The organism is Bacillus sp. LJBS17, assembly GCF_019334685.1.
Classification (GTDB): domain Bacteria; phylum Bacillota; class Bacilli; order Bacillales; family Bacillaceae; genus Bacillus; species Bacillus subtilis.
The window spans coordinates 3,661,473-3,685,771 of sequence record NZ_CP079759.1 but is presented as its reverse complement, the minus strand read 5'-3'; the positions used below and the strand labels follow the sequence as shown (position 1 = coordinate 3,685,771).

26 protein-coding genes and 1 pseudogene are annotated in these 24,299 nt (G+C 43.1%); 10 read left to right on the top strand and 17 right to left on the bottom strand.

What is annotated here, in order from left to right; all coding sequences use genetic code 11:
- The first annotated feature begins 14 nt into the window (after positions 1 to 14).
- Positions 15 to 731, top strand: coding sequence for an endonuclease V (locus tag KXZ66_RS19040; RefSeq protein ID WP_151870008.1), 717 nt, complete (start codon positions 15 to 17; stop codon positions 729 to 731).
- Positions 732 to 815: 84 nt separating this feature from the next.
- Here KXZ66_RS19040 and KXZ66_RS19035 read toward each other — a convergent pair whose 3' ends face one another.
- Complete coding sequence (locus KXZ66_RS19035) at positions 816 to 1,697, bottom strand: LysR family transcriptional regulator (RefSeq protein WP_003243262.1); 882 nt, start codon at positions 1,695 to 1,697, stop codon at positions 816 to 818.
- 122 nt (positions 1,698 to 1,819) lie between these two features.
- Here KXZ66_RS19035 and KXZ66_RS19030 point away from each other — a divergent pair, with 122 nt between their 5' ends.
- Together KXZ66_RS19030 and KXZ66_RS19025 are read left to right on the top strand one after the other, a co-directional pair.
- Positions 1,820 to 2,365 (top strand): flavodoxin family protein, encoded by a 546-nt coding sequence (locus KXZ66_RS19030; RefSeq protein WP_077670991.1) that lies wholly within the window; start codon positions 1,820 to 1,822, stop codon positions 2,363 to 2,365.
- Entirely contained in the window at positions 2,362 to 2,583 is a 222-nt protein-coding gene (locus tag KXZ66_RS19025; protein WP_151870009.1) for a hypothetical protein, read from the top strand. Before KXZ66_RS19030 ends, KXZ66_RS19025 begins: the two co-directional genes overlap by 4 nt.
- A gap of 26 nt (positions 2,584 to 2,609) precedes the next feature.
- Here the strand turns inward: KXZ66_RS19025 and chrA are convergent, their stop codons facing one another.
- Genes chrA through chrS form a run of 3 tightly spaced genes read right to left on the bottom strand, consistent with a single transcriptional unit; the run spans position 2,610 to position 4,226 of the window.
- A complete protein-coding gene (gene chrA / locus KXZ66_RS19020) occupies positions 2,610 to 3,146 on the bottom strand; it encodes a chromate resistance efflux protein ChrA (RefSeq protein WP_101501543.1) in 537 nt (178 codons plus the stop codon).
- Positions 3,143 to 3,736, bottom strand: a complete 594-nt coding sequence (gene chrB / locus KXZ66_RS19015; protein ID WP_015251064.1) for a chromate efflux transporter subunit ChrB — start codon at positions 3,734 to 3,736, stop codon at positions 3,143 to 3,145. The genes chrA and chrB overlap by 4 nt, the downstream gene beginning before the upstream one ends.
- 13 nt (positions 3,737 to 3,749) lie before the next feature.
- Entirely contained in the window at positions 3,750 to 4,226 is a 477-nt protein-coding gene (chrS, locus tag KXZ66_RS19010; RefSeq protein WP_014478181.1) for a chromate efflux transcriptional regulator ChrS, read from the bottom strand.
- A gap of 213 nt (positions 4,227 to 4,439) precedes the next feature.
- On the opposite strand from chrS, the pseudogene ggt reads away from it, so the two are divergent.
- Positions 4,440 to 6,016, top strand: a pseudogene (gene ggt / locus KXZ66_RS19005) (gamma-glutamyltransferase).
- Positions 6,017 to 6,020: 4 nt separating this feature from the next.
- Here the strand turns inward: ggt and KXZ66_RS19000 are convergent.
- From KXZ66_RS19000 to cotG, 3 genes are all read right to left on the bottom strand, one after another.
- Positions 6,021 to 6,356, bottom strand: a complete 336-nt coding sequence (locus KXZ66_RS19000) for a DUF4181 domain-containing protein (protein WP_125121108.1) — start codon at positions 6,354 to 6,356, stop codon at positions 6,021 to 6,023.
- A 177-nt stretch (positions 6,357 to 6,533) separates the two neighbouring features.
- Positions 6,534 to 7,151 (bottom strand): flavin reductase family protein, encoded by a 618-nt coding sequence (locus KXZ66_RS18995; RefSeq protein WP_151870011.1) that lies wholly within the window; start codon positions 7,149 to 7,151, stop codon positions 6,534 to 6,536.
- Between the two features lie 173 nt (positions 7,152 to 7,324).
- The gene (gene cotG, locus KXZ66_RS18990; protein ID WP_080009846.1) at positions 7,325 to 7,912 is read right to left on the bottom strand and encodes a CotG/ExsB N-terminal domain-containing protein; all 588 of its coding nucleotides are present in this window, start codon (positions 7,910 to 7,912) and stop codon (positions 7,325 to 7,327) included.
- 141 nt (positions 7,913 to 8,053) lie between these two features.
- Here cotG and cotH point away from each other — a divergent pair, with 141 nt between their 5' ends.
- From cotH to KXZ66_RS18975, 3 genes are all read left to right on the top strand, one after another.
- A complete protein-coding gene (cotH, locus tag KXZ66_RS18985; protein ID WP_014478176.1) occupies positions 8,054 to 9,142 on the top strand; it encodes a spore coat protein CotH in 1,089 nt (362 codons plus the stop codon).
- A gap of 128 nt (positions 9,143 to 9,270) precedes the next feature.
- A complete protein-coding gene (locus KXZ66_RS18980; RefSeq protein WP_151870012.1) occupies positions 9,271 to 10,467 on the top strand; it encodes a spore coat protein CotH in 1,197 nt (398 codons plus the stop codon).
- Positions 10,468 to 10,526: 59 nt separating this feature from the next.
- Positions 10,527 to 11,204, top strand: coding sequence for a DUF2642 domain-containing protein (locus tag KXZ66_RS18975; protein WP_017696595.1), 678 nt, complete (start codon positions 10,527 to 10,529; stop codon positions 11,202 to 11,204).
- 56 nt (positions 11,205 to 11,260) lie between these two features.
- Here the strand turns inward: KXZ66_RS18975 and KXZ66_RS18970 are convergent, their stop codons facing one another.
- Together KXZ66_RS18970 and alsR are read right to left on the bottom strand one after the other, a co-directional pair.
- Entirely contained in the window at positions 11,261 to 12,589 is a 1,329-nt protein-coding gene (locus KXZ66_RS18970; RefSeq protein WP_015251069.1) for an arsenic transporter, read from the bottom strand.
- Positions 12,590 to 12,799: 210 nt separating this feature from the next.
- Positions 12,800 to 13,708, bottom strand: a complete 909-nt coding sequence (gene alsR / locus KXZ66_RS18965; RefSeq protein WP_003227859.1) for an acetoin biosynthesis transcriptional regulator AlsR — start codon at positions 13,706 to 13,708, stop codon at positions 12,800 to 12,802.
- A gap of 157 nt (positions 13,709 to 13,865) precedes the next feature.
- Here alsR and alsS point away from each other — a divergent pair, with 157 nt between their 5' ends.
- The 3 genes from alsS (at position 13,866) to KXZ66_RS18950 (ending at position 17,036) form a co-directional block, all read left to right on the top strand.
- A complete protein-coding gene (alsS, locus tag KXZ66_RS18960) occupies positions 13,866 to 15,578 on the top strand; it encodes an acetolactate synthase AlsS (RefSeq protein ID WP_219144697.1) in 1,713 nt (570 codons plus the stop codon).
- Positions 15,579 to 15,642: 64 nt separating this feature from the next.
- On the top strand, positions 15,643 to 16,410 hold the full coding sequence (gene budA, locus KXZ66_RS18955) for an acetolactate decarboxylase (RefSeq protein ID WP_003244457.1): 768 nt from the start codon (positions 15,643 to 15,645) through the stop codon (positions 16,408 to 16,410).
- 98 nt (positions 16,411 to 16,508) lie between these two features.
- Positions 16,509 to 17,036, top strand: coding sequence for an NAD(P)H-dependent oxidoreductase (locus KXZ66_RS18950; protein ID WP_015714827.1), 528 nt, complete (start codon positions 16,509 to 16,511; stop codon positions 17,034 to 17,036).
- Here KXZ66_RS18950 and KXZ66_RS18945 read toward each other — a convergent pair.
- The 8 genes from KXZ66_RS18945 to KXZ66_RS18910 form a co-directional block, all read right to left on the bottom strand.
- Complete coding sequence (locus tag KXZ66_RS18945) at positions 17,033 to 17,329, bottom strand: DUF3892 domain-containing protein (RefSeq protein ID WP_003227867.1); 297 nt, start codon at positions 17,327 to 17,329, stop codon at positions 17,033 to 17,035. The genes KXZ66_RS18950 and KXZ66_RS18945 overlap by 4 nt on opposite strands.
- A 155-nt stretch (positions 17,330 to 17,484) precedes the next feature.
- On the bottom strand, positions 17,485 to 18,021 hold the full coding sequence (locus tag KXZ66_RS18940) for an SH3 domain-containing protein (protein ID WP_151870013.1): 537 nt from the start codon (positions 18,019 to 18,021) through the stop codon (positions 17,485 to 17,487).
- Between the two features lie 81 nt (positions 18,022 to 18,102).
- Positions 18,103 to 19,020, bottom strand: coding sequence for a ribose ABC transporter substrate-binding protein RbsB (gene rbsB, locus KXZ66_RS18935; RefSeq protein ID WP_151870014.1), 918 nt, complete (start codon positions 19,018 to 19,020; stop codon positions 18,103 to 18,105).
- Positions 19,021 to 19,032: 12 nt separating this feature from the next.
- Positions 19,033 to 20,001, bottom strand: a complete 969-nt coding sequence (gene rbsC / locus KXZ66_RS18930; RefSeq protein ID WP_003227873.1) for a ribose ABC transporter permease RbsC — start codon at positions 19,999 to 20,001, stop codon at positions 19,033 to 19,035.
- A gap of 1 nt (position 20,002) precedes the next feature.
- Positions 20,003 to 21,484 carry a ribose ABC transporter ATP-binding protein RbsA gene (gene rbsA / locus KXZ66_RS18925; protein WP_151870015.1) on the bottom strand — a complete coding sequence of 494 codons (1,482 nt, stop codon included), beginning with the start codon at positions 21,482 to 21,484 and terminating at the stop codon, positions 20,003 to 20,005.
- A gap of 15 nt (positions 21,485 to 21,499) precedes the next feature.
- Positions 21,500 to 21,895, bottom strand: coding sequence for a D-ribose pyranase (gene rbsD, locus KXZ66_RS18920; protein WP_021480755.1), 396 nt, complete (start codon positions 21,893 to 21,895; stop codon positions 21,500 to 21,502).
- On the bottom strand, positions 21,892 to 22,773 hold the full coding sequence (gene rbsK / locus KXZ66_RS18915) for a ribokinase (protein WP_031315363.1): 882 nt from the start codon (positions 22,771 to 22,773) through the stop codon (positions 21,892 to 21,894). Before rbsK ends, rbsD begins: the two co-directional genes overlap by 4 nt.
- 1 nt (position 22,774) lies before the next feature.
- Entirely contained in the window at positions 22,775 to 23,755 is a 981-nt protein-coding gene (locus KXZ66_RS18910; protein ID WP_015714821.1) for a LacI family DNA-binding transcriptional regulator, read from the bottom strand.
- Between the last annotated feature and the right edge of the window lie 544 nt (positions 23,756 to 24,299).

The window sequence follows — 24,299 nt, the reverse complement described above, 5'->3', positions numbered from 1 at the left end:
GGGAAACAAGTAAAATGGAAATACATCAAATACACGATTTTCATCTAAAAGATGAATCGGATTTTGTTCAAACACAACAATCCCTTAGAATTCGTATCAACCTATCCAACACGATCCATCCCAACTCCATCAACACCTGCGCAGGCGTCGATCTCGCCTATTGGGAGCAGAACGGAGAACCATACGGAGTGTGCTGTATTATCGTAATTGACGCTGATACAAAAGAAGTCATTGAAAAAGTGCACAGCATGGGGAGAATCAGCGTGCCGTATGTTTCCGGTTTTCTTGCGTTTCGCGAGCTGCCCTTGATCATCGAGGCGGCGAAAAAGCTGGAGACGGAGCCGGATGTCTTCTTGTTTGATGGCAACGGATATCTGCATTACAATCATATGGGCGTTGCCACCCATGCGGCTTTTTTTCTGGGCAAGCCGACGATTGGGATAGCGAAAACCTATCTCAAAATCAAAGGCTGCGATTTCGTGACGCCTGAAATTGAAGTAGGCGCATACACCGATATTATCATTGACGGCGAGGTATATGGACGGGCGCTGCGAACGCGGCGGGACGTGAAGCCTATTTTCTTGTCTTGCGGTAATTATATTGATTTAGACAGCAGCTATCAGATCACGATGAGCTTGATCAATCAAGAAAGCAGGCTGCCGATCCCTGTCCGCCTGGCTGACCTTGAGACGCATGTTTTGCGAACGTTTTATCAGAAAAATCACGTGTAACACTTGGGGCTCTAAGTCATCAAGTGTTTTTTTTGTATGTGTGTGCCCTGGTCTCAAAAACCTTGTCGTCCTTGTGGAGAGGTTTTATTTGAATGTTTTCCGTGTCAAATCGATAAAAGCCTTTAATGGCGCAGACATCCACTTGTCCTTATGCCATGCTAATTGAGTGAAAACGGGGCAATCGCTCTGCCAATTGAGTTCTTTCATCCGGCCTGCTGCAATATCATCTTTTACTGTCATTTCAGGCAAGATTCCAATCCCAAGTCCGGCCATCACGCATTGTTTGATGGCTTCTATGCTGACGAATTCCAATTTGTTAGGATAGATACCGGAGTCATGCAAATTGTTCTCAAAGAGCGTGCGGTACGAGCAGCCGTCCTCTGTCAGCAGAAGAGTTTCGTTTTGAAGATCCTTCAATGTTACTGGTAAATCCGCAGGAAAAGGATGGTCATTAGCAGCCACCATTTTGATCTCATCCTGAATCAAAGATTCAACGTGCAGTGCGTCTTCCATCCGGTTTACATCCAAGATGAAGGTGATATCAAGCTGGCCCTGTAAGAGCTGTTCTTTCGCTTGTTCATTGGAGATATATGGTTTGAATATGAGCTTTACTTGGGGAAAAGCCTGTTTAAATTCTTTTATGATAGGGGGCAGGCGGTATGTGCACTGGCTTTCCGTCGCCCCGATTTTTAAGGTTCCGGTTGTTTCTCTTACTTGATTTGTGGCCATTTTCGCTTCTTCTGTTAACGCAATGATCTTCTGTGCATAAGATTTGAACGTTTTTCCTGCTTCTGTCAAGATAAGCCGCTTGCCGAGCCGTTCAAATAAAGGCGTTCCGATTTCTTCTTCAAGTGATTTGATCTGAGAGGTAACGCTTGATTGTGCATAATTAAGCATTTTGGCGGTTAGGGTGAAGTTTACATGTTCAGCCGCCGTAATAAAGGTGATCAGCTGCTTCAATTCCACTTGTTCTCTTCCTTTCTAAATCGGTTTTAGCGATTGGATTAATCGAAATAATCATCTGTATTGATTGATGAATCCATTATATGATGAAGAAAATCATTCGTAAACAAAGGAGCAGATGCATCATGAAAATTGCGGTTATTAACGGCGGAACTCGGTCTGGCGGAAATACGGATGTTCTTGCGGAGAAGGCTGTTCAAGGATTCGATGCGGAGCACATTTATTTGCAGAAATATCCAATTCATCCAATTGAAGATCTGCGTCACGCCCAAGGCGGCTTTCGTCCTGTTCAAGATGACTACGATTCTATCATTGAACGGATATTGCAGTGCCATATTCTTATATTCGCCACCCCAATTTATTGGTTTGGCATGTCAGGGACATTAAAGCTGTTTATTGATCGCTGGTCACAGACGTTGAGAGATCCGAGATTTCCTGATTTTAAACAGCAAATGTCAGTGAAACAGGCATATGTAATAGCAGTGGGCGGAGACAATCCAAAAATAAAAGGGCTGCCGCTGATTCAGCAATTCGAACATATTTTTCATTTTATGGGAATGTCCTTTAAAGGCTATGTGCTGGGAGAAGGCAATCGTCCAGGCGATATTCTTCGTGATCATCAGGCGCTGTCCGCTGCGAGCCGCTTACTGAAAAGAAGCGATGCGATATGAAGTTTTTGCTGTCGGTCATTGCTGGCTTGCTGATTCTTGCACTCTATTTATTTTGGAAGGTCCAGCCTCCTGTTTGGATACAAGTTGAAACCAATTCGTCCCAGTTGAAGCAATCTGTGAGAATGGCAGGAACCACGCTGCAAGTCAAGCACATGATCAAGAGTGACGCAGGAGAAGAAACAGCTGTCATATCAAACGACATTTCTGGGCCCAAATAAAAAAGCACCTGTCCAGGTGCTTTTTTCTATAAATGAGGAATCACCAGGCCCCCATATAAAAACGCCGCAATAATCAAAAATGCCGGATGCATTTTGAACTTTGTCATGGCAAGGAGGGAGATCCCCGCAATCACAATAGATTGGATCCAGCCGATCGCTTTGATGCCGTCTGCGCCGATTTGCCAGGTAAGAATGAGCATCATGACCGCGATGACAGGCTGGACGGACAGCGTCATGCCTTTGATGACAGGTGATTGGCGGAAGCGCTGGATGATGCGCAGCAGGACGATCAATGCGAGCGCCGACGGTACGACGGTTGCGATCAGGGCAATTAGGAAGCCGAGCCACCCGCCTGCGCTGTAGCCGACATACGCAGCGATTTTCGTGGCGATCGGGCCCGGCAAAGCGTTCGCAAGTGCGAGCATATTTGAGAATTGATCGTTTGAGAGCCAGCTGTATCTGTTTACGACTTCTTCAAACATTAGCGGGATAGACGCTGGTCCGCCGCCATATCCCAGTAGGTTTGCGATAAAAAACGCCATAAATAAATAGATCGATATCATGAGGCTGACATTCCTTTATCTTTTGAATGTTTATTTGTGATTTTGTCTTTCAGTTTAAAATGAAACGCCCCGTACGCTAAGAAAATGATAATGACCAGGCCGGGATTAATCTGTAAAGTTTGCAGGCCGATAAAAGCGATGATAAAAAACAGGATGCCGGTAACCCAGCCGAAACCTTTAAGCGCTTTTTGGCCAAACTCGTACGCCATGATTCCGAGCATTACCGCAATTACCGGCGTGACGGCACCGATCATACCTGCAACAATTGCTGAATGGCTTAACACATTTACAGCCGCAAACAAGCCCACCATCGCAAGACATGTAGGCAGAATGTGGGCGAGGGTCGCCACAACTGCACCTAATGTGCCTTTTAGCTTAAAGCCCAGATAAGCAGCCATTTTGGTGGCAATCGGTCCGGGAAGCGCATTAGCGATTGCTAATATTTCTCCGAATTCATCATCGTCAATCCATTTATATTTATTGACCGCTTCATGGCGGATCAGCGGAATCACGGAAGGTCCGCCGCCGAACCCTAATATGCCGGTGCGAACCATTGCGGCCGTCATATCCCGATAAGGATGGTTTTTCATTCGTTTCTCTCCTTTACAGCTTCATTCCCATACGGCTTTTGTATCGTTTGATCAGCATCTGGCAATCAACACTGACGACGCCTCGCAATGGATACAGCCGTTTTGTTAAAAATTCTTCCATTTCTTGATCGTTGGCAAAGATCCCATGCATATGCAGCTTGCTCGGGCCTGTCATGTGATAAAGGCTGGTGACCGCAGGCTCTTCCTCAAGCTTAAGAGCGACCTCTTCTAAAAATTGCGGTTCTACCTCGACATTGAAAAACACGGAAACATGAATGCCGATTTTAGCGGGATTGATGACAGCGGTGAATTTTTCAATAACACCGGCTTCAATTAATTGGTTGATACGGGCCTGGACGGCGACCCGTGATAAATCGACTCTTTTGCCAAGATCCGTATAAGAAATTCTGCCTTCTTCATGCAAAATCGTGAGAATTTGTTTATCAGTCTCATCAAGTACAAGGTTGGGGATTTGATATTCATGACTCAATTGCTCCACCTGCTTTCGTAGCCTTTTAGCAATCATTTTATCATAAAAGTTACGTATCGAAATAATAATTTTTCATTTGTTTTCGAAATGAATGCGAAAATATCTTATTATTTGCGAAAAGAAGAAAGTTCGTCAGTTTTTCTGCCGGATCAGTAGATGTGAAAAATCAGGCTCCCTATACTGAAGAAAATTTCTTAAAAAGGGGGACTTGTGATGAACAAATCTGTCATCGGTACAAAGCAAATGGTCGTCAGTCCGCATTACCTCGCTTCTCAAGCCGGAAACCGCATACTGGATAAGGGAGGCAACGCGTTTGACGCCGCTGTTGCGGTGAGTGCTTGTCTTGCGGTTGTGTACCCGCATATGACCGGACTTGGCGGGGATTCCTTTTGGCTGACCTTTCACCAGGAAACAAAGGCAGTAAAAGTCTACAATGGCAGCGGCCGTTCAGGAAAAAACGTAACGAGAGATGTATATAAGGGAAAAAGCGCGATTCCGCTGCGGGGGATTGACAGTGCCATTACCGTGCCGGGAATGGTTGATAGCTGGGATGCGGTCCTGAAGGAGTACGGGCATCTGTCTCTTGCAGATGTATTGGAGCCCGCACGCGATTATGCCCAAAATGGGTTTCCTGTATCAGCTGATCAGTGTCGTCACACAGAAAAGAATATTGAATTGCTGGCTTCCACGCCTTACACGGCTGACATCTTCACGAGAAGGGGCAAAGCACCTGTCCCGGGAGAGCGGTTTGTGCAAAAAGAGCTTGCAGACAGTCTGAACTTGATTGCTGAAAAAGGAAGAAGCGCATTTTATGAAGGAGATCTCGCTCAGCGGATTGTCTCACATTTACAGAATAACGGCAGTTACATGACAATCGATGATTTTAAAGCGCATCGGGGTGAGTGGGCAGTGCCTGTATCAAGTGATTATCGAGGATACAGTGTGTATCAGGCGCCGCCGAATTCTCAGGGATTTACCGGTTTATTAACACTGAACATTTTGGAAAACTATGATTTTACCCAAATCGAGCACGGTTCATTTGAGTATTATCATGTGCTTGTGGAGGCGTTGAAAAAGAGTTTTGTAGATCGGAATGCCTTTTTGACTGACCCTGCGTTTGCTGACATTCCGCTTGAAAGGCTTTTAGATAAAAATTATGCGAAACGATTGGCGGGAGAAATCGGCTATCTGGCAGAACCGGCAGAAAGCAGGCCGGTGGGAAGTGATACGGCATATGCGGCCGTAATCGATGCGGATGGCAACGCAGTGTCATTCATTCAAAGCCTGTACTTTGAATTTGGCTCGGCAGTCACTGCCGGTGATACAGGCATATTACTGCAAAACCGCGGATCATTTTTCTCACTGGATGAAAATCATGTCAACACGCTTGAACCGAGAAAGCGCACCTTCCATACGTTGATGCCGGCTATGGTCTGTAAAGGCGGAAAGCCAAAAATTCTGTACGGCACACAAGGCGGCGAAGGCCAGCCGCAGACCCAGACGGCCATCATTACCCGAATGCTGGACTACGAAATGCATCCACAAAGGCAATCAGCGAACCGCGCTGGGTATGGGGCAGAACGTGGGGAGAGGAATACGAAGGTCTCAGAGTCGAGGGCAGATTCACAGACAAAACAATCCAAAAACTGAAAGACAGCGGGCATCTCGTGGAGGTTGTCGGTGACTATGATCCGCTGATGGGACACGCGGCTGCAATCAAAGTTGATGAAGAAGGCTTTCTCCAAGGCGGAGCCGATCCTCGGGGAGACGGAGCGGCTGTGGGGATTTAAATAACTATAGGGTACAAATATAAATCAAAAGCATAAACATAAGGGAGACCTCTACAATGTGGTACATATACTGTTTATCTTCAGGTCTATAATGCCCCTCCATAAAAATTCGTATTGAGTCAATCACAATAAAAAATAAAAGAAGCAAATATTCAACTGGAAAAAAGGAGAGTGAAACCACAAACAAAATAAGTAAAGTGATTTCGATCCATTTGTGTGTATTGCTGACATGCTTATATCGCCAGCCGGATTTATCAATACCGTATTTTTTCTTTATAAAAAATTGAGAGGCGAGACTGATGGTAATAGCGATCAGCATTAAAATCCAAAAGTTTGTCATTCCAATTCCTCCTAATCTACCTTTATACGAAGAAAAAGGAAAAACGTTTCATAAAAGAACACCCCGAGCTTACTCTGGATGTTCTTTTTTTTGATATTTTTTCAGTTATTTACAGGCGATATTTTGTAATCATAAGGTCTTTTTGACTAGTTTCTTCTATTTAAATAGTCCTTCTCTTCAGCTGGGACGAATCAGTGTGAATTCTTCCCCCAGCTTGGCATAGTGATTTCCCGCCAATCGTGAGGCAGGCTTTAATTCATCCGTTAAAATATATCCCTTTTCTGCATCATACACCTTTTCATCTAGGTGGAAGCAGACAACTCTTCCGATGAGCAGATCTGCTGTAGTGATGCCTTGATCATTGTCAAAGGTAATATGCCGCTCTAATTTGCACTCAAAGCGAATGCGGGCTTCCTTAATGCCGGGAACTGAAACAGCTTTGCTTTCAACAGGATGAAGCGAGGTGCGTGTAAGCTCGCTTTCATCCGGCCTTAAGCTTGCAGCTGTTTCATTGATATCTTCAATGATGGCTTCATCACTGACATGAACGACAAATTCTCCGTTCTCCACTGCGTTTCGCGCTGTATCTTTTTGGCGTCCTTCCGTCCTGTTAACAGAAATACTGAGAAGCGGAGGATCTGAGCTGACGACGTTATAAAAACTGAAAGGCGCGGCATTGACCGCTCCTTCTGAAGAAAGTGTTGTCACAAATGCAATGGGGCGGGGAATAACGGTACCTGACAATAGCTTGTATGTGTCTTTGGCACTAAGATGATCAGCTTGAAATATGTACATAGCAACAACCGCCTTTATCGTTAGGATACCTTGATTATAACGAAATGGTTTAAAGGAAACCAAATGATGCGGGTTGCATATGTTATGTCATGACATATATCTAATACAGGGCAAATAAAAAAATAGGCTTCCGTACCTCCGCCGGCAGCCTATTGAAACAATGAAAACTTAGATTATTTGTATTTCTTTTTGACTACCCAGCAATTGCCGTCTTTCCAGTATTCTTTTTTGCTGTCATAATCATCGTGTCTTTTGTAGTCGTCGCAGTGGTGGTGCGGTTTTTTGTAGTATTTCTTATGGGAACGATAAGATTTTTTGTGTGTACGGCATGATTTCTTATAGCTGCGAGATTTTTTCTTGTGAGAACAGTATGACTTTTTGTAGCTGCGAGATTTTTTGTAAGAACGGCAAGATTTTTTATAGCTGCGAGATTTTTTGTAAGAACGGCAAGATTTTTTATAGCTGCGAGATTTTTTGTGAGAACGGTACGATTTTTTGTGGCTGCGTGATTTCTTGTGAGAGCAGTATGATTTTTTATGGCTGCGAGATTTTTTGTGAGAACAGAATGATTTTTTGTGACTGCGAGATTTTTTGTGAGAGCAGTATGATTTTTTATGGCTGCGAGATTTTTTGTGAGTGCGGTGCGACTTTTTATGACTGCGTTTTTTTCCATGAGGCTCTTGGTATAAATAATCCTTTAAACCTTCTTTTTTTGCGGATTTCACCGCTTCTTTGATGTCAGAATGGGAATAGTGGCCCAATTTGAAATCCTCCTTTTAAAAATGATGTTAAGGATGAAGATCCTTACTACCCTCATAGTACGCGCGGTTTTAAAAAGTGTATAAGTGTTCCGCTGAGATCTTATAAAAATAAAAGCCTAATATTTGTAAGGAGGATTATGGATGAAGAATCAATCCAATTTACCGCTTTATCAGCTGTTTGTTCATCCAAAAGATTTGCGTGAATTAAAAAAGGATATATGGGACGATGATCCGGTGCCAGCTGTGATGAAGGTAAATCAAAAAAGGCTGGATATTGATATCGCTTATCGGGGATCACATATCAGAGACTTCAAAAAGAAGTCATACCATATTTCCTTTTATCAGCCGAAAACATTCCGCGGCGCGCGAGAGATTCACTTAAATGCGGAGTATAAAGACCCTTCCTTGATGAGAAACAAATTGTCTCTGGATTTTTTCTCGGAGCTAGGGACACTGTCTCCAAAGGCAGAGTTTGTGTTTGTAAAGGTGAATGGGAAGAATGAAGGGGTTTATCTTGAACTTGAATCCGTAGATGAATATTATTTGGCGAAAAGGAAGCTGGCTGATGGCGCGATTTTTTACGCGGTGGATGATGATGCTAACTTTTCTCTGATGAGCGATTTGGAAAAGGAAACGAAGACGTCGCTGGAGCTTGGATATGAAAAGAAGACAGGGACTGTGGAAGATGATTTTTATTTACAGGATATGATTTTTAAAATTAATACTGTCCCTAAAGCTCAGTTTAAGTCAGAAGTGACAAAACACGTGGATGTCGATAAGTATTTGCGCTGGCTTGCCGGTATTGTATTCACCTCGAACTATGACGGGTTTGTCCACAACTACGCATTATACAGAAGCGGGGAAACCGGATTATTTGAGGTGATTCCTTGGGATTATGATGCGACCTGGGGCAGGGATATCCATGGAGAGCGGATGGCTGCCGATTATGTAAGAATTCAAGGATTTAATACACTAACCGCCCGGATATTGGATGAATCCGAGTTTCGCAAGTCCTACAAGCGCCTGTTAGAAAAAACGCTCCAATCTCTTTTTACGATAGAATATATGGAACCGAAAATCATGGCGATGTATGAGCGGATTAGGCCTTTTATCTTGATGGACCCATACAAAAAGAATGATGTTGAGCGTTTTGACCGGGAGCCGGATGTGATTTGTGAGTATATTAAAAACCGTTCACAATACCTCAAAAATAATTTAAGTATTTTATGAATGTGTGAAAATAGGTATTCTGCTGAAAAAGCGACAATTAGGCTATTGAATTAGTTCAACAAATAAACGTGACACGTATATATGCAATATGTTTATCATCTATGTATAAGTGACTAGGAGGAACTTGAATGAGCAAGAGGAGAATGAAGTATCATTCAAATGATGAAATATCTTATTATAACTTTTTGCATTCAATGAAAGATAAAATTGTTACTGTATATCGTGGAGGTCCGGAATCTAAAAAAGGGAAATTAACTGCTGTAAAATCAGATTATATTGCTTTACAAGCTGAAAAAAAAATAATTTATTATCAGTTGGAGCATGTGAAAAGTATTACTGAGGATACCAATAATAGCACCACAGCAATTGAGACTGGGGAAATGCCCGACGCTGACGATTTTCATAGCTTAATCGGACAATTCATGAACCAATCAGTTCAATTTAATCAAGGGGGTCCGGAATCTAAAAAAGGAAGATTGGTCTGGCTGGGAGATGATTACGCTGCGTTAAACACAAATGAGGATGGGGTAGTGTATTTTAATATCCATCACATAAAGAGTATAAGTAAACATGAGCCCGATTTGAAAATAGAAGGACAGACGCCATCAGGTGTCTTGGAAGCTGATGATTTAAGCGAGGTTTTTAAGAGTCTGACTCATAAATGGGTTTCAATTAATCGTGGAGGTCCGGAAGCCATTGAGGGTATCCTTGTAGATAATGCCGACGGCCATTATACTATAGTGAAAAATCAAGAGGTGCTTCGCATCTATTCTTATCACATAAAAAGCATCAGCTTAGGCCCAAAAGGGTCGTACAAAAAAGAGGATCAAAAGAATGAACAAAGCCAGGAAGACAATAATGATAAGGACAGCAATTCGTTCATTTCATCAAAATCATATAGCTCATCAAAATCATATAGCTCATCAAAATCATCTAAACGATCACTAAAATCTTCAGATTATCAATCATCCAAATCTGGTCGTTCGTCACGTTCAAAAAGTTCATCAAAATCATCTAAACGATCACTAAAATCTTCGGATTATCAATCATCCAAATCTGGCTGTTCGTCACGTTCAAAAAGTTCATCAAAATCATCTAAACGATCGCCAAGATCATCAGATTATCAATCATCAAAATCATACAGCTCATCAGGTTCAAAGAGTTCATCAAAATCATCTAAACGATCACCAAGATCTTCAGATTATCAATCATCAAGATCACCAGGTTATTCAAGTTCAATAAAAAGTTCAGGAAAACAAAAGGAAGATTATAGCTATGAAACGATTGTCAGAACGATAGACTATCACTGGAAACGTAAATTTTAATAGATAATGGAGGAGCATCAGATTAAGTGATGCCCTTTTTCAGTTAAAGGAGGAGAATCGTGAAAGGTTTGAATCAATTCCTTAACACAGATGTTGAGGTTGTCATTTCAGGAGATACAAGGTTTGTCGGCACCCTCATAGATATCGGGCAGGATATTTTTGTTATTTTTGATGGCTGCAATTATCTTTATATTCCCTTGTTGCATCTTCATCAAATAAACAAGGCGAAAATAATGACCAGTACTGAGAAGCCATTTTTGATCAATCCGGAAGATCCAATGATAGAGGCAGAAACTCAAGCTTTTTCATATAGAAATACATTAAACAAGGTCAAAGGCCAGTTTATTGAAGTTTATGTAACTGGGGGTCGATCGATCCATGGGTATGTTACAAATGTTTTAAACGATTATATTGTATTTTTCTCACCTGTATTTAAAATACTTTTTATATCTATGCATCATTTAAAATGGTTTACCCCTTATTCAACTGAACAAACACCGTATACTCTTGACAACTCACAATTGCCTGTCGTGCCTTCCAAAGTTCCTCTTGTGCGTAATTTTGAGGAGCAGATCAAAAAAAATATTGGTGAATTGGTCATATTTGATATGGGAGAGGTGCCAGAAAAAGTTGGTCTATTAAAGGATGTCTCTAATAATATCATTGAGCTTATTAACGCAAGTGGAGAGCCAGTCATTTGGAAGTTAAATCATCTAAAGACAATGCATCTTCCCTAGTGTATACAAAACTGCCCTCTTGAAAAGCAGAAGGCAGTTTTTCGTTTCATACAGTGCTAAAGAAATAACCAACTGATCCAAAAATATAAACATGTTAACGTAAAAAGAACAGTCAGCGGAATGATGATAATGGTCGTTTTTATATATTCGCCCCATGAAATACTTTCATCATGCTGTTTTAATATATGCATCCAAATAAGCGTTGCTAAAGTTCCCATAGGTAATAATAATGAACCGATATCACTGCCGATAATATTTGCCAAGTAGATGATTTTTGTTGTTGAAGGATTCAGGGTCATTTCAGTTAAGGTAAAAGTACTGATCATTAACGCTGGATGGTTGTTAAATAGATTAGAAAAAACTGAAGTAGAGATACCTGATGCGAAAGTTGCGTGGGCGAGGCTTCCAGAAACCACAGGTTCAAAATAATTCACAAGTAACTCAGTGAATCCAATATTATGCAGACCATAAATTAAGACATACATAGTAAAAGCGAATATAAAAATGTGCCAAGGCGATTTATATAACAAGTCTCTTGGGGAGGTTTTGAAATAAATCCATCTCCAGCTCAACAGGATAAAAGATCCGATGACAGCGACTAGAGGAACAGAAATACCGGTATATGATGCTGCAAATAGACTCATTCTGACGAGAAAAACAAATGCAAGCACAAACAACATGATTTTTGTTTGATTTCGTTCTGGTAAAGGAGCTGATGGCGAATGAAGAGGATGGTACCTTCTATGCCGCAGAGACTGAAAATGGCTCGGTATATCTGGCAGGTTCTTGGGAAGACGTTTATAAAAGAACATAAACAGTAGACAGGTCATAAAAATGAGTCCCATCATACTAGGGACAAACATCATGGCAGTGTGAAGATATAGATCCATTCCAATGATTTTGAGAGAAATTAAATTAACAATATTACTTACGCCAATCGGTGCGCTAGAGGCTGTGGCTATTAAAACACCGCTTAATAAATATGGGGCTTTTTGATGTTTTTTTAAACCTAAATATTTTAGTACAAGCAAAAGGATTGGAGTTGTGATCAAAATGCTCCCATCATTATTCAGGAAAATGGTCATGAGAAAGCAGAGCAAATTGGTTAGCCAAAAAAGCTTGATGCCTGAACCCTTGGATTGTTGGAGCAGTTTTGCAGCCACCCAATAAAAGAAACCAAAGCTTTCTAGTGCAATGGCCATAATCATAGTGGCAAGGATTGTAACCGATGCACCCGTGACTTTTGTTCCGATTTCCCCTAAGTCTGCCAATGACACACTTCCGCACAATAAAACCATTAAAGCGCCAAATGTGGCGGGGATAGCTTCATTTAGTCCTTTTGGTCTCCAGAAAATAAAAATCATTGTTACGAAAAAAGCGAGCAATGTGAATATGCCGGTGAACTCAATAATTTACTTCACCTCTCTATCTTTCATTTTTAAAATCAAACTAATGTCCTGCGCTTACTAATGTCCTTGCCAACTATTTGTACTGTATGTATACGTATACTGATATGAAGTTGTACTAAGCGATTATATTAAATTAATAAAATTTCCATAAGAATCCCAAAAGAAAAAAGAGATTGCAAGTATCGTTCATGTACCTGCATCACTCTCTTTAGTTCTTGTCTGCTGACAATTTGAAATATGAATAAAATGCTTTATAAGCGGATTATGATTGTCTTTACGGTAAGCGATAACCCATTCGGCATTAAGCTGTATTTGGTCCATTTTTCGATAAGTAACATCCAAATTAAATAATTTTTTGGCTGAGGAAGGAACAAATGTCATACCAATTCCGGCGCTGACTAAACCAATCACCATTTGATATTCTGTGGCTTCCTGGACAATGTTGGGTCTGAAGCCCGCTTGTTCACAGAACTGAATAAAATCCATGTATAGAGTAGGCCATGCTTCTTTAGCAACAGTAATAATTGGTTCATCTCTTAAATCCTCAATCGTAATTGATTCCTTAGAAGTCAATGGGTGTTGCTTAGGCAAAGCTAAAACACAAGGGCTGCTTTGGGCGGTTTCGATATGTAAAGCTGTATGCTGTAAGGGAGGATGAAGTATACCAATATCAATGTTGCCCTTTAGTAGCTCCTCTTGCTGCCTAGACGAGGATATTTCACGCAGTTCTATTTTCACAGATGGGAATTTTTTACGATATTCCCGGACAATCGGCGGCAGAAATTCATATGTAGCTGATCCGACAAAACCGATTACGAGAAGGCCTTGCTCGCCGCGGGCCGTCCGCTGTGCCAGTTCAATTCCTTGTCCGATTTGCATCAATGCCATGCGGCAATGATTTAAAAAGATTTCTCCTGCTGCGGTAAGCTCGACAAATCGTTTTGTCCTTTTCAGAAGCGTAACTCCGACTTCTTCCTCCAGCTGTTTGATCTGCTGGCTGAGAGGAGGCTGCGTCATGTTCAGCCGCCGGGCAGCCTTTCCGAAATGAAGCTCTTCGGCTACTGCGATAAAGTATTGAAGATGGCGAAGCTCCATTCAATATGCATTCCTTTCCATAGGTTAATAATTCGTATTACATATTAATCATAAGGCGAATCGATATTGGAGGTCAATTTCCAAAGAGTGTATAGTGAAACTTATCACAAGATATTTAAAATTTTACGTTTAAAATGCATAATAAGGAGTGAGGGTGTTGACAAAAGCAACAAAAGAACAAAAATCCCTTGTGAAAAACAGAGGGACGGAGCTTGTTGTTGATTGCTTGGTGGAGCAAGGTGTCACACATGTATTTGGCATTCCAGGTGCAAAAATTGATGCGGTATTTGACGCTTTACAAGATAAAGGACCTGAAATTATCGTTGCTCGGCACGAACAAAACGCAGCATTCATGGCCCAAGCAGTCGGCCGTTTAACTGGAAAACCGGGAGTCGTGTTAGTCACATCAGGACCGGGTGCCTCTAACTTGGCAACAGGCCTGCTGACAGCGAACACTGAAGGAGACCCTGTCGTTGCGCTTGCTGGAAACGTGATCCGTGCAGATCGTTTAAAACGGACACATCAATCTTTGGATAATGCGGCGCTATTCCAGCCGATTACAAAATACAGTGTAGAAGTTCAAGATGTAAAAAATATACCGGAAGCTGTTACAAATGCGTTTAGGATAGCGTCAGCAGGGCAGGCTGGGGCCGCTTTTGTGAGCTTTCCGCAAGATGTTGTGAATGAAGTCACAAATACGAAAAACGTGCGTGCTGTTGCAGCACCAAAACTCGGTCCTGCAGCAGATGATGCAATCAGTGCGGCCATAGCAAAAATCCAAACAGCAAAACTTCCTGTCGTTTTGGTCGGCATGAAAGGCGGAAGACCGGAAGCAATTAAAGCGGTTCGCAAGCTTTTGAAAAAGGTTCAGCTTCCATTTGTTGAAACATATCAAGCTGCCGGTACCCTTTCTAGAGATTTAGAGGATCAGTATTTTGGCCGTATCGGTTTGTTCCGCAACCAGCCTGGCGATTTACTGCTAGAGCAGGCAGATGTTGTTCTGACGATCGGCTATGACCCAATTGAATATGATCCAAAATTCTGGAATGTCAATGGAGACCGGACAATTATCCATTTAGACGAGATTATCGCTGACATTGATCATGCTTACCAGCCTGATCTTGAATTGATCGGTGACATTCCGTCCACGATTAATCATATCGAACACGATGCTGTGAAAGTGGAATTTGCAGAGCGTGAGCAGAAAATCCTTTCTGATTTAAAACAATATATGCATGAAGGTGAGCAGGTGCCTGCAGATTGGAAATCAGACAGAGCGCACCCTCTTGAAATCGTTAAAGAGTTGCGTAATGCAGTCGATGATCATGTTACAGTAACTTGCGATATCGGTTCGCACGCCATTTGGATGTCACGTTATTTCCGCAGCTACGAGCCGTTAACATTAATGATCAGTAACGGTATGCAAACACTCGGCGTTGCGCTTCCTTGGGCAATCGGCGCTTCATTGGTGAAACCGGGAGAAAAAGTGGTTTCTGTCTCTGGTGACGGCGGTTTCTTATTCTCAGCAATGGAATTAGAGACAGCAGTTCGACTAAAAGCACCAATTGTACACATTGTATGGAACGACAGCACATATGACATGGTTGCATTCCAGCAATTGAAAAAATATAACCGTACATCTGCGGTCGATTTCGGAAATATCGATATCGTAAAATATGCGGAAAGCTTCGGAGCAACTGGCTTGCGCGTGGAATCACCAGACCAGCTGGCAGATGTTCTGCGTCAAGGCATGAACGCTGAAGGTCCTGTCATCATCGATGTCCCGGTTGACTACAGTGATAACATTAATTTAGCAAGTGACAAGCTTCCGAAAGAATTCGGGGAACTCATGAAAACGAAAGCTCTCTAGCACTCTGCGCATCATCACGACACTGTTTTATGAACAGCACTAAATAATAGGAGTGAAGGGAAATATGAAACGAGAAAGCAACATTCAAGTGCTCAGCCGCGGTCAAAAAGACCAGCCTGTGAGCCAGATTTATCAAGTATCAACAATGACTTCTCTATTAGACGGAGTATATGACGGAGATTTTGAACTGTCAGAGATTCCGAAATATGGAGACTTCGGTATCGGAACCTTTAACAAGCTTGACGGAGAGCTGATTGGGTTTGACGGCGAATTTTACCGTCTCCGTTCAGACGGAACCGCGACACCGGTCCAAAACGGGGATCGTTCTCCGTTCTGTTCATTTACGTTCTTTACACCGGACATGACGCACAAAATTGATGCGAAAATGACACGCGAAGACTTTGAAAAAGAGATCAACAGCATGCTGCCAAGCAGAAACTTATTTTATGCAATTCGTATTGACGGATTGTTTAAAAAGGTGCAGACAAGAACGGTAGAACTTCAAGAAAAACCTTACGTGCCAATGGTTGAAGCGGTCAAAACACAGCCGATTTTCAACTTCGACAACGTGAGAGGGACGATCGTAGGTTTCTTGACACCAGCTTATGCAAACGGAATCGCCGTTTCAGGCTATCACCTGCACTTCATTGACGAAGGACGCAATTCAGGCGGACACGTTTTTGACTATGTGCTTGAGGATTGCACGGTTACGATTTCTCAAAAAATGAACATGAATCTCAGACTTCCGAACACAGCGGATTTCTTTAATGCGAATCTGGATAACCCTGATTTTGCGAAAGATATCGAAACAACTGAAGGAAGCCCTGAATAAAAGAAAAAAAGAAAGCCCCTTTTACAGGGCTTTCTTTTTATTTGGCTCTTTTCCTGATTTTAGATAAAATAACATCAAAACAGTAAAGGTGTGGTCTGATGAAAATATTGGTTTTGGCAGTTCATCCTCATATGGAGACCTCAGTTGTCAATAAGGCGTGGGCTGAGGAATTGAGTAAACATGACAATATCACAGTACGGGATCTTTATAAGGAATACCCGGATGAAGAAATAGATGTTGCGAAGGAACAGCAGCTGTGCGAGGAATACGATCGGATTGTCTTTCAATTCCCGCTATATTGGTACAGCTCTCCGCCGCTCTTGAAAAAATGGCAGGATCTTGTGCTGACTTACGGCTGGGCTTTTGGTTCAGAAGGAAATGCCTTGCATGGCAAGGAGCTGATGCTGGCTGTATCAACAGGGAGCGAAGCGGAAAAATATCAAGCGGGCGGAGCAAATCATTACTCGATCAGTGAGCTATTGAAACCATTTCAGGCCACGAGTAATCTGATCGGCATGAAGTATCTGCCTCCATATGTGTTCTATGGCGTGAATTATGCAGCTGCAGAGGATATTTCTCACAGTGCAAAACGGTTAGCCGAATACATCCAGCAGCCTTTTGTTTAAAAATCCGGCAGCTCAGACAGGTTATTTTCCTTGATGCCGTCCGGTTCACTTCGCAAAATGTCACGCCCGTATTTATGGAAGACATCAACATGAGCGAGTTTTCCTGATTTTGCTTCTGACAGCGCAGTAGGGTAGTCGAGCTCTCTTCCTGTATTGGTTTTCACTGCGATAATATTGTCTTCCTCATTTCTTCTAACCGCAATAATTTCTTCTTTTCCAGATGGAACATTTTCTTGATCGACAGTTGTTTGCCGGGCTTTATACGATTCATATGCTGCTTCAAATTGATCCATATTTACACCTCCGCTTTTTAGCGTGAACAAAAATGTCGATGATCATGTAAGGTTTAGACACAGCATACGACAATATTTCCTGAGAAATATCTTGGGAATGTGACAAATCAATTCATAATAAAAGGGATTCCGCATAAATGCGGAATCCCTCTCAGTTATTTTGTCATGTGTAAATCCTTTGTTTTCATATAACCTGTCGCACCGCCGTAATCAACGAATACCCAATCAAAATCAAAACCGCCTTTATTCGTTTTACTCCAGCCTAAAAAAGAAACGCTTGTGTCTGCTGGAAGAGTCTTAATGCTCTTTCCATCAGCGGAAGTATATACTTTTGTTTTGGTTTTGGTTTTTACCGTTGTCGCTGCTTTTACAATGTAATGAGTGGAGACAAATCCTATTTTTCCATTTTTATACTGAACCTTTGCCCAGTCAGCATTTGAGAAGGAAATCAGCTTTAAGCTATCTCCTAGGTGCAGCGTATCGGCTTTCTGGCTTGATGCGGAAGGCTTCGTTCTGACATTTAGAGCCTCTGCTGATACCAAATAAGAATCAATCGGATAACTGTATAAATCATCAATGCTTACCGTTGTTTCTGGCTGTTGAGCATGGATCGTTCCAGCGCCGCCAGCAGCCGCCGCAGTCATTCCAGCCGCAAGTGCTAATGTTGAAAATATTTTTGTTGGTTTGTTCATGCCGTTCCTCTCCTCACGTAAGAGAAATAATTCATTCTATATCTCTATTCACGTTATCGCAGGTTCCTAAACATCAGACAATTATTTTTGTGTTTCTAGTTTGAGAGGCGCGGATATTGTTTTTTGCACTTTTTTTCCGTGCAAAATATCATCTGCTGCTTCTGTAGCCAATTTACCGATTAATTCAGGCTGCTGAGCTACGGTGGCTGACAGCTTTCCGTCTTTAATGGAAGCGAGCGCATCTTTATTGCCGTCAAAACCGATCACCAATATGTCTTTCCCCGAGCTGTTAATTGCCTCTAGAGCACCGAGCGCCATTTCATCGTTGTGAGCAAAAACAGCTTGGATATCAGGATGTCCCTGCAGCAGGTTTTCCATGACAGTCAGGCCTTTCGTGCGGTCAAAGTCAGCTGATTGTTTTGTGACAACATGGAGCTTTTGGTCTGCGATGTTATGGAATCCTGAGCCGCGTTCCCGTGTGGCAGATGCGCCGGGGACGCCTTCAAGCTCTGCCACCTTTGCTCTTTTTCCAAGTTTGTCGGCAATAAACGCCGCGGCCATTTCACCGCCTTTTACATTATCGGAAGCAACGAGGGTTTCAACTTTTCCTTGTTCGGCAGATCGATCGATTGTTACGACGGGCACACCGACTGCGTTTGCAGATTCTACTGCCGTTGAGATCGCCGAAGAATCAGTCGGGTTGATTAATAATGCATCAACACCTTGCTGAATTAAATCTTCCACGTCACTCGTCTGTTTCGATGAATCATTTTGTGCATCAACAATGATGACTTTCATTCCCCGTTTTTTAGCTTCTTTTTCGATACCCTTTTTTAATGAGACAAAAAAAGGATTATTAAGTGTTGAGACGGACAAGCCAATGGTGAATTCCTTTTTGTTCCCCGAGTTTGACGGCTTTGCCCATTGGGGAGGCTCAAGCGAACAGGCGGTTAACAAAAATAATGATAACGTTAAAATGACGGATACAGCCTTTTTCATGTGAAAACCCTCCTAAGCTGACTTCTTGCGGTCTAATAATACCGCAATCAAGATAACAATCCCTTTGACAACCAGCTGATAAAATGATGAGACGCCAAGCAGATTAAGTCCGTTATTAAGTGTGCCGATGATCAGTACCCCGATTAACGTGCCGACAATGCGTCCTCGGCCGCCAGAAAGACTTGTTCCGCCTAAGACGACTGCCGCGATAGCATCAAGTTCGTACGATTCCCCCGCAGTCGGCTGGGCCGAATGCAGGCGGGAAGTCAATATGGCACCTGCAAGAGCGGATAAAAGCCCGGCTAAAGAATAGATCATCACTTTCACGCGCGTCACTTTGATGCCTGAAATGAGCGCGGCTTTCTCGTTGCCGCCGATTGCGTACGTCCGGCGTCCGAATGGTGTTTTATGAAGAAGCACCCAAAGGATGACAAAGGCAAGAACCATCGTAATCGCCGGTACAGGAATGCCTAAAAAGTAACCGCGTCCGAACATCTGAAAAGCGTAGTTTGTGCCAAGTCCGGTAATCGGATTTCCATCTGTATACACTAGCGTCAGTCCGCGAAACACAGTCATGGTCGCAAGCGTGGCGATAAAGGGCGCCATTTTTCCTTTAGTAATCAATAATCCGTTGATCATGCCTAGTACGGCACCAATGATACAGCCAAGGATGATCGCGAGAACCGGATCGACACCGGACACAATCATCCCCGCAACTAAAGCACTGGACAGGGCAAGAATAGCGCCGACAGAAAGATCAATGCCGCCTGTCAAAATGACAAAGGTCATCCCGAACGCAATTAATCCGTTAATGGCGACCTGGCGAAGCAGGTTTAAAATATTCAGCGGTTCAAGAAAGCTGGGATTTAAAATAGATACAATGATAACGAGAATAAATAAACCAAGAAACGGGCCGAGTTTTTGCATGACTCCGTCGAAGTGAATCCGTTTTTGTTCTGTTTGCAGTTGTTCCGTTTTCATATTACCGCCCTCCCGTGGCAAGTGTCATAATTCGTTCTTGTGTTGCTTCTCGCGCATGGATTTCTCCGCTGATTTTGCCTTCATGGACAACGATAATCCGATCGCTCATTCCCAGAATTTCAGGCAGCTCTGATGACACCATGATGATAGCGACGCCGCGTTCGGTCAGCTCATTCATCAGCGTATAAATCTCTCGTTTGGCGCCAACATCCACACCTCTGGTTGGCTCATCCAAGATAAGCACTTTCGGTCCGATGCCGATCCACTTGGCTATCACCACTTTTTGCTGGTTTCCTCCTGATAAATGGCGTGCGTGCGTTTCCGGTGATGCTGTTTTGATAGTGAGGCGTTTGATTAACAGATCGACAAATTCAGCCTCCCGCTTATGATCAATGAGACCCTTTGGTGAGAAGCTGGACAGATTGGGCAGGGCAATATTTTCGCGGATCGAGGTGTCGAGCAGGAGCCCTTCATCCTTGCGATTCTCTGTAATAAAGCCGAGACCTTTTTTCACGGCTTCCTGCGGGTTCTTAATAGCCGTTTTTTTCCCAGCGATCCATATCTCACCCGTGTCCAGCCTGTCAACGCCGAACAGCGCTCTCATCATTTCTGTCCGGCCGGCTCCCATTAATCCTGAAACACCGACGATCTCACCGGAACGCACATAGAAGCTGACATCCTCAAAACTCCCTTTTACGGAGGCATTTTTCACCTCGAATACTTTGTCACCGAGAGAAGGAGTGCGTTTTGGATATCGTTCAGTCAGCTCCCGTCCGACCATTTTTTTGACGACTTCATCAAAATCAGTTTCTGAGATGTTTGTTGTATCTACCGTTTTTCCGTCACGCATGATGGTAATTCTGTCGCAAATCGCAAAAATTTCTTCCATGCGATGCGAAATATAGACAATGGAGACGCCGTTCTTTTTTAACGCTGTAATGACCTCAAAGAGCTTGCTGATTTCACGTTCAGTCAACGCTGCGGTCGGTTCATCCATAATGATGACCTCGGCATTTGTCATAAGCGCTTTTGCGATTTCGATCATTTGCTGCTGTCCGACGGAACATTCGCCGGCTTCTTGATCAAGAGAAAGAGAGACGGAGAGTTTGTCAAACTGCTCCTTTGCTAGCGCTTTCATTTTTCTTGTTTGTAAGACGCCCAGCTTGGAGGATATCTCTTTACCGATAAATAGATTCTCAAGAACGGTCATTTCCGGCCAGATATTCAATTCCTGATGGATAAAGGCTATTCCATGCTGTTCCGCTTCTTTTGGATTGGAAAAATACGTTTCGTTTCCGTTTATGCTGATTTGACCATGATCCGATTTGTGCAGGCCTGTCAAAATGTTCATAAGCGTGGACTTGCCGGCGCCGTTTTCTCCCATTAATGCGTGAACCTCGCCAGGCATGAGCTGAAAGGAAACACCTGACAGCACCTGGTTTTTTCCGAATGCTTTATGAATGTCTTTCATTTCAATCTGCATGTTTCATCCTCCTTTCTAGAAAAGCACACCCGCCTGCAGGATGCAGTTGGCATATGGTGTGAATTCTCCTGTTCTTATGACTGCCTTTGCTTCTTTTGTCAGCAGCTTAAACTCCTCGTGAGAAAGGTATTCAATCTCTTGTTCAGAGAAAAGATTTTCTAGAAATTTCGCATTCTCCTGATTGGATGCTTTTATGTCAGCTGCAGCAATGACTTTTTCGATGACCATCTCGTCAGCGAGCACTGCCGCTGTATCTTGGAAAGCCGGAAGGCCCGGCTTCAGTGAAAGATCAATTTTCAAAACGCCGTCAGGAACCGGCAGTCCGGCATCCGCGATGACAATTTTATCAGTGTGGCCAAGGTCGGCTAAAATCTTGGCAAGATGGCTGTTCAGTATACCGTGTTTTTTCATGACAGCAGCTCCTCTACTTTATTTCTTGTCGGCATTCCGCCTTGGGCACCGAAGGAACAGACAGAAAGGGAAGCGGCACGATTGGCAAACCGCAATGCGGCTTCAATGTCTTTTCCCTCAGCCAGGGCCACGGCAAATGCTGCGTTAAACGTATCACCGGCTCCGGTTGTATCAACGGGCTCTACAGGGAAGGACGGGATGAGCACCTCTTTGCTGCCAGCCGAATAGCGGACGCCTTGTTTTCCTTCCGTAATAAAGAGCTTTGCCGGATAAAGCGCCAGAGCTTCAGAAATGGTAAGCTCAGGGAATAAAATCGAAGCCTCGTGTTCATTTGGCGTCAGATAGGTGGCGTGATCAATTGTTTCCTGCTTGAGCGGGCGGGCCGGTGCTGGGTTTAGCATGATCGGGATATCATGAGAATGGCAGTATTTGCACACCTCATCAACCGTTTCTTCTGGGATCTCCTGCTGAATCAGCACCATATCGACCTTTTCAATCTGTTCGAGCGCGTTTAACGCATACGCTGGGGTGATGTCATCGTTCGCGCCTTTGACAACGACAATGCTGTTGTCGCCTTCAGCAAGCACAATATGAGCGGTTCCGCTTTCCGTATGTGTAACCGGTTCCATATAGTCAGTGCAAACGCCGTTAGCTTTGAGATTATTCAAAATAGCTGTTCCATAATGATCGTCTCCGACCTTGCCGACCATAAACACTTGCGCCCCAAGTCTGGCTGCGGCAACGGCCTGATTTGCTCCTTTGCCGCCCGGCACAGTCTGAAATGACGTGCCAAGAACCGTTTCACCGGCTTTTGGGCGTTTGTCCGAGGTGACCACTAAATCCATAGAACAGCTACCAATCACACAAATATTACGCATCTTAATCTTCCTTTCTTGTCGTCTTTCTTCCTATATAGGTGACAGGCATTTGAATTGCCGTTTCTGCCAGCGGCTGTTTTTTGATGATACCCAAAAGCAGTTTGGCAGCTTCTCTCCCCATATCATATGCGGGCTGTTTAATTGTAGAAAGTGGCGGGAACAGAAGTCCGCTTTGCGGAATGTCATCATAGCCGATAATTTGAATGTCCTCCGGCACGTTTTTTCCGCGCCGCAATGCTTCATGTAAAACGGCAGCGGCTTGAATATCATTACTCGCGATCACACCATCTGTCGCTGGATAAGCGGCAAACAGCTCCTTCGCCATCGATTGTGCATCTTTAATTGAAAATGAAGCCGTCTCAATGACCTGAAAATCAACTTCAGCCTGCTTTAAGATTTCCAAAGCACCGTTAAATCGGTCTTGAGCGGTCGGCAGGTGAGCGGGTCCTCTCAAGAGCGTAATGCGCTGGCTTTTTCCGTGAATGATAGCCTGAGCGGCTAACTTTCCTCCTGTATAGCCGTCACTGGACACAGAAGGAGCCCCTTCAAGTGTTCTGTCCAGAAAAACAACTGGATAATTCATGCCGCTGTATTCCTCGAGATCCGGGTAATTTGTTGCGGCAATAATGCCTGCGACATGATTTTGCTTAAAGGTTTGAAGGTATTCAAGTTCTTTTTTCAATTCCTCGTCACTGTTGCCGAAAATAAGGCGATAGCCTTCCCGGTTCAATTCATCCTCCGCACCGCGGGCAAGCTGGGGGAAGAAAGGGTTTGTGATATCCGGGAGCAAAAGTCCGATCAGTCGGGATTCTCTTTTATATAGAGATCTGGCGACTTCATTCGGGTAATAGTTCAGCTTCGCCATCGCAGCTATGACACGCGTTCGCGTTTCTTCGTGTACATAGCCGTTATCATTCAGGACGCGGGAAACCGTCGCAACTGAAACGCCCGCCGCTCCGGCGACATCTTTAATTGTAGCCAAAACAGCTCCTCCTTGTTTATGTAACCGTTTACATAGATAGATTATCATGAACAATCCGAAGTTAGCAATAAAAATATCAAAAGAAATCTACTTGTAAATTGTATATATAATTGAAAAATTTAAGGTTTTCACTCTTTTTTTGACAAAGTCTTCACAAATATGGATGAAGATTTCTTGAACAAATATTAAGTTTTATTAAAATTGTTTCAAAGTCATGCGTTTAGACCTGTAAATGGTGAGAAACAGAAAAGACTATCATCCCAGAAAATGTTTAATTATGTTAGAGAATTCGGACTCGTATGTTTAGCGTTTTCATGGCTGGTCCCATTAGTCATTTTGGAATGGGCCTAATATTGCCGCTTCCATGCAGAAAGGATGACATTATGACCTTGTCCTTAAGAAACAGGATAAAACTATTTTGTGTTCATAAGAACCGGAAACACGCATGATAGCAGGAGATGCTTGATAACACAGGCTGAAAAAAGATTGATTTGAAATGCATATTAAATACAAACAGCGGGGTGTGACTATACGTCCAGAAGGA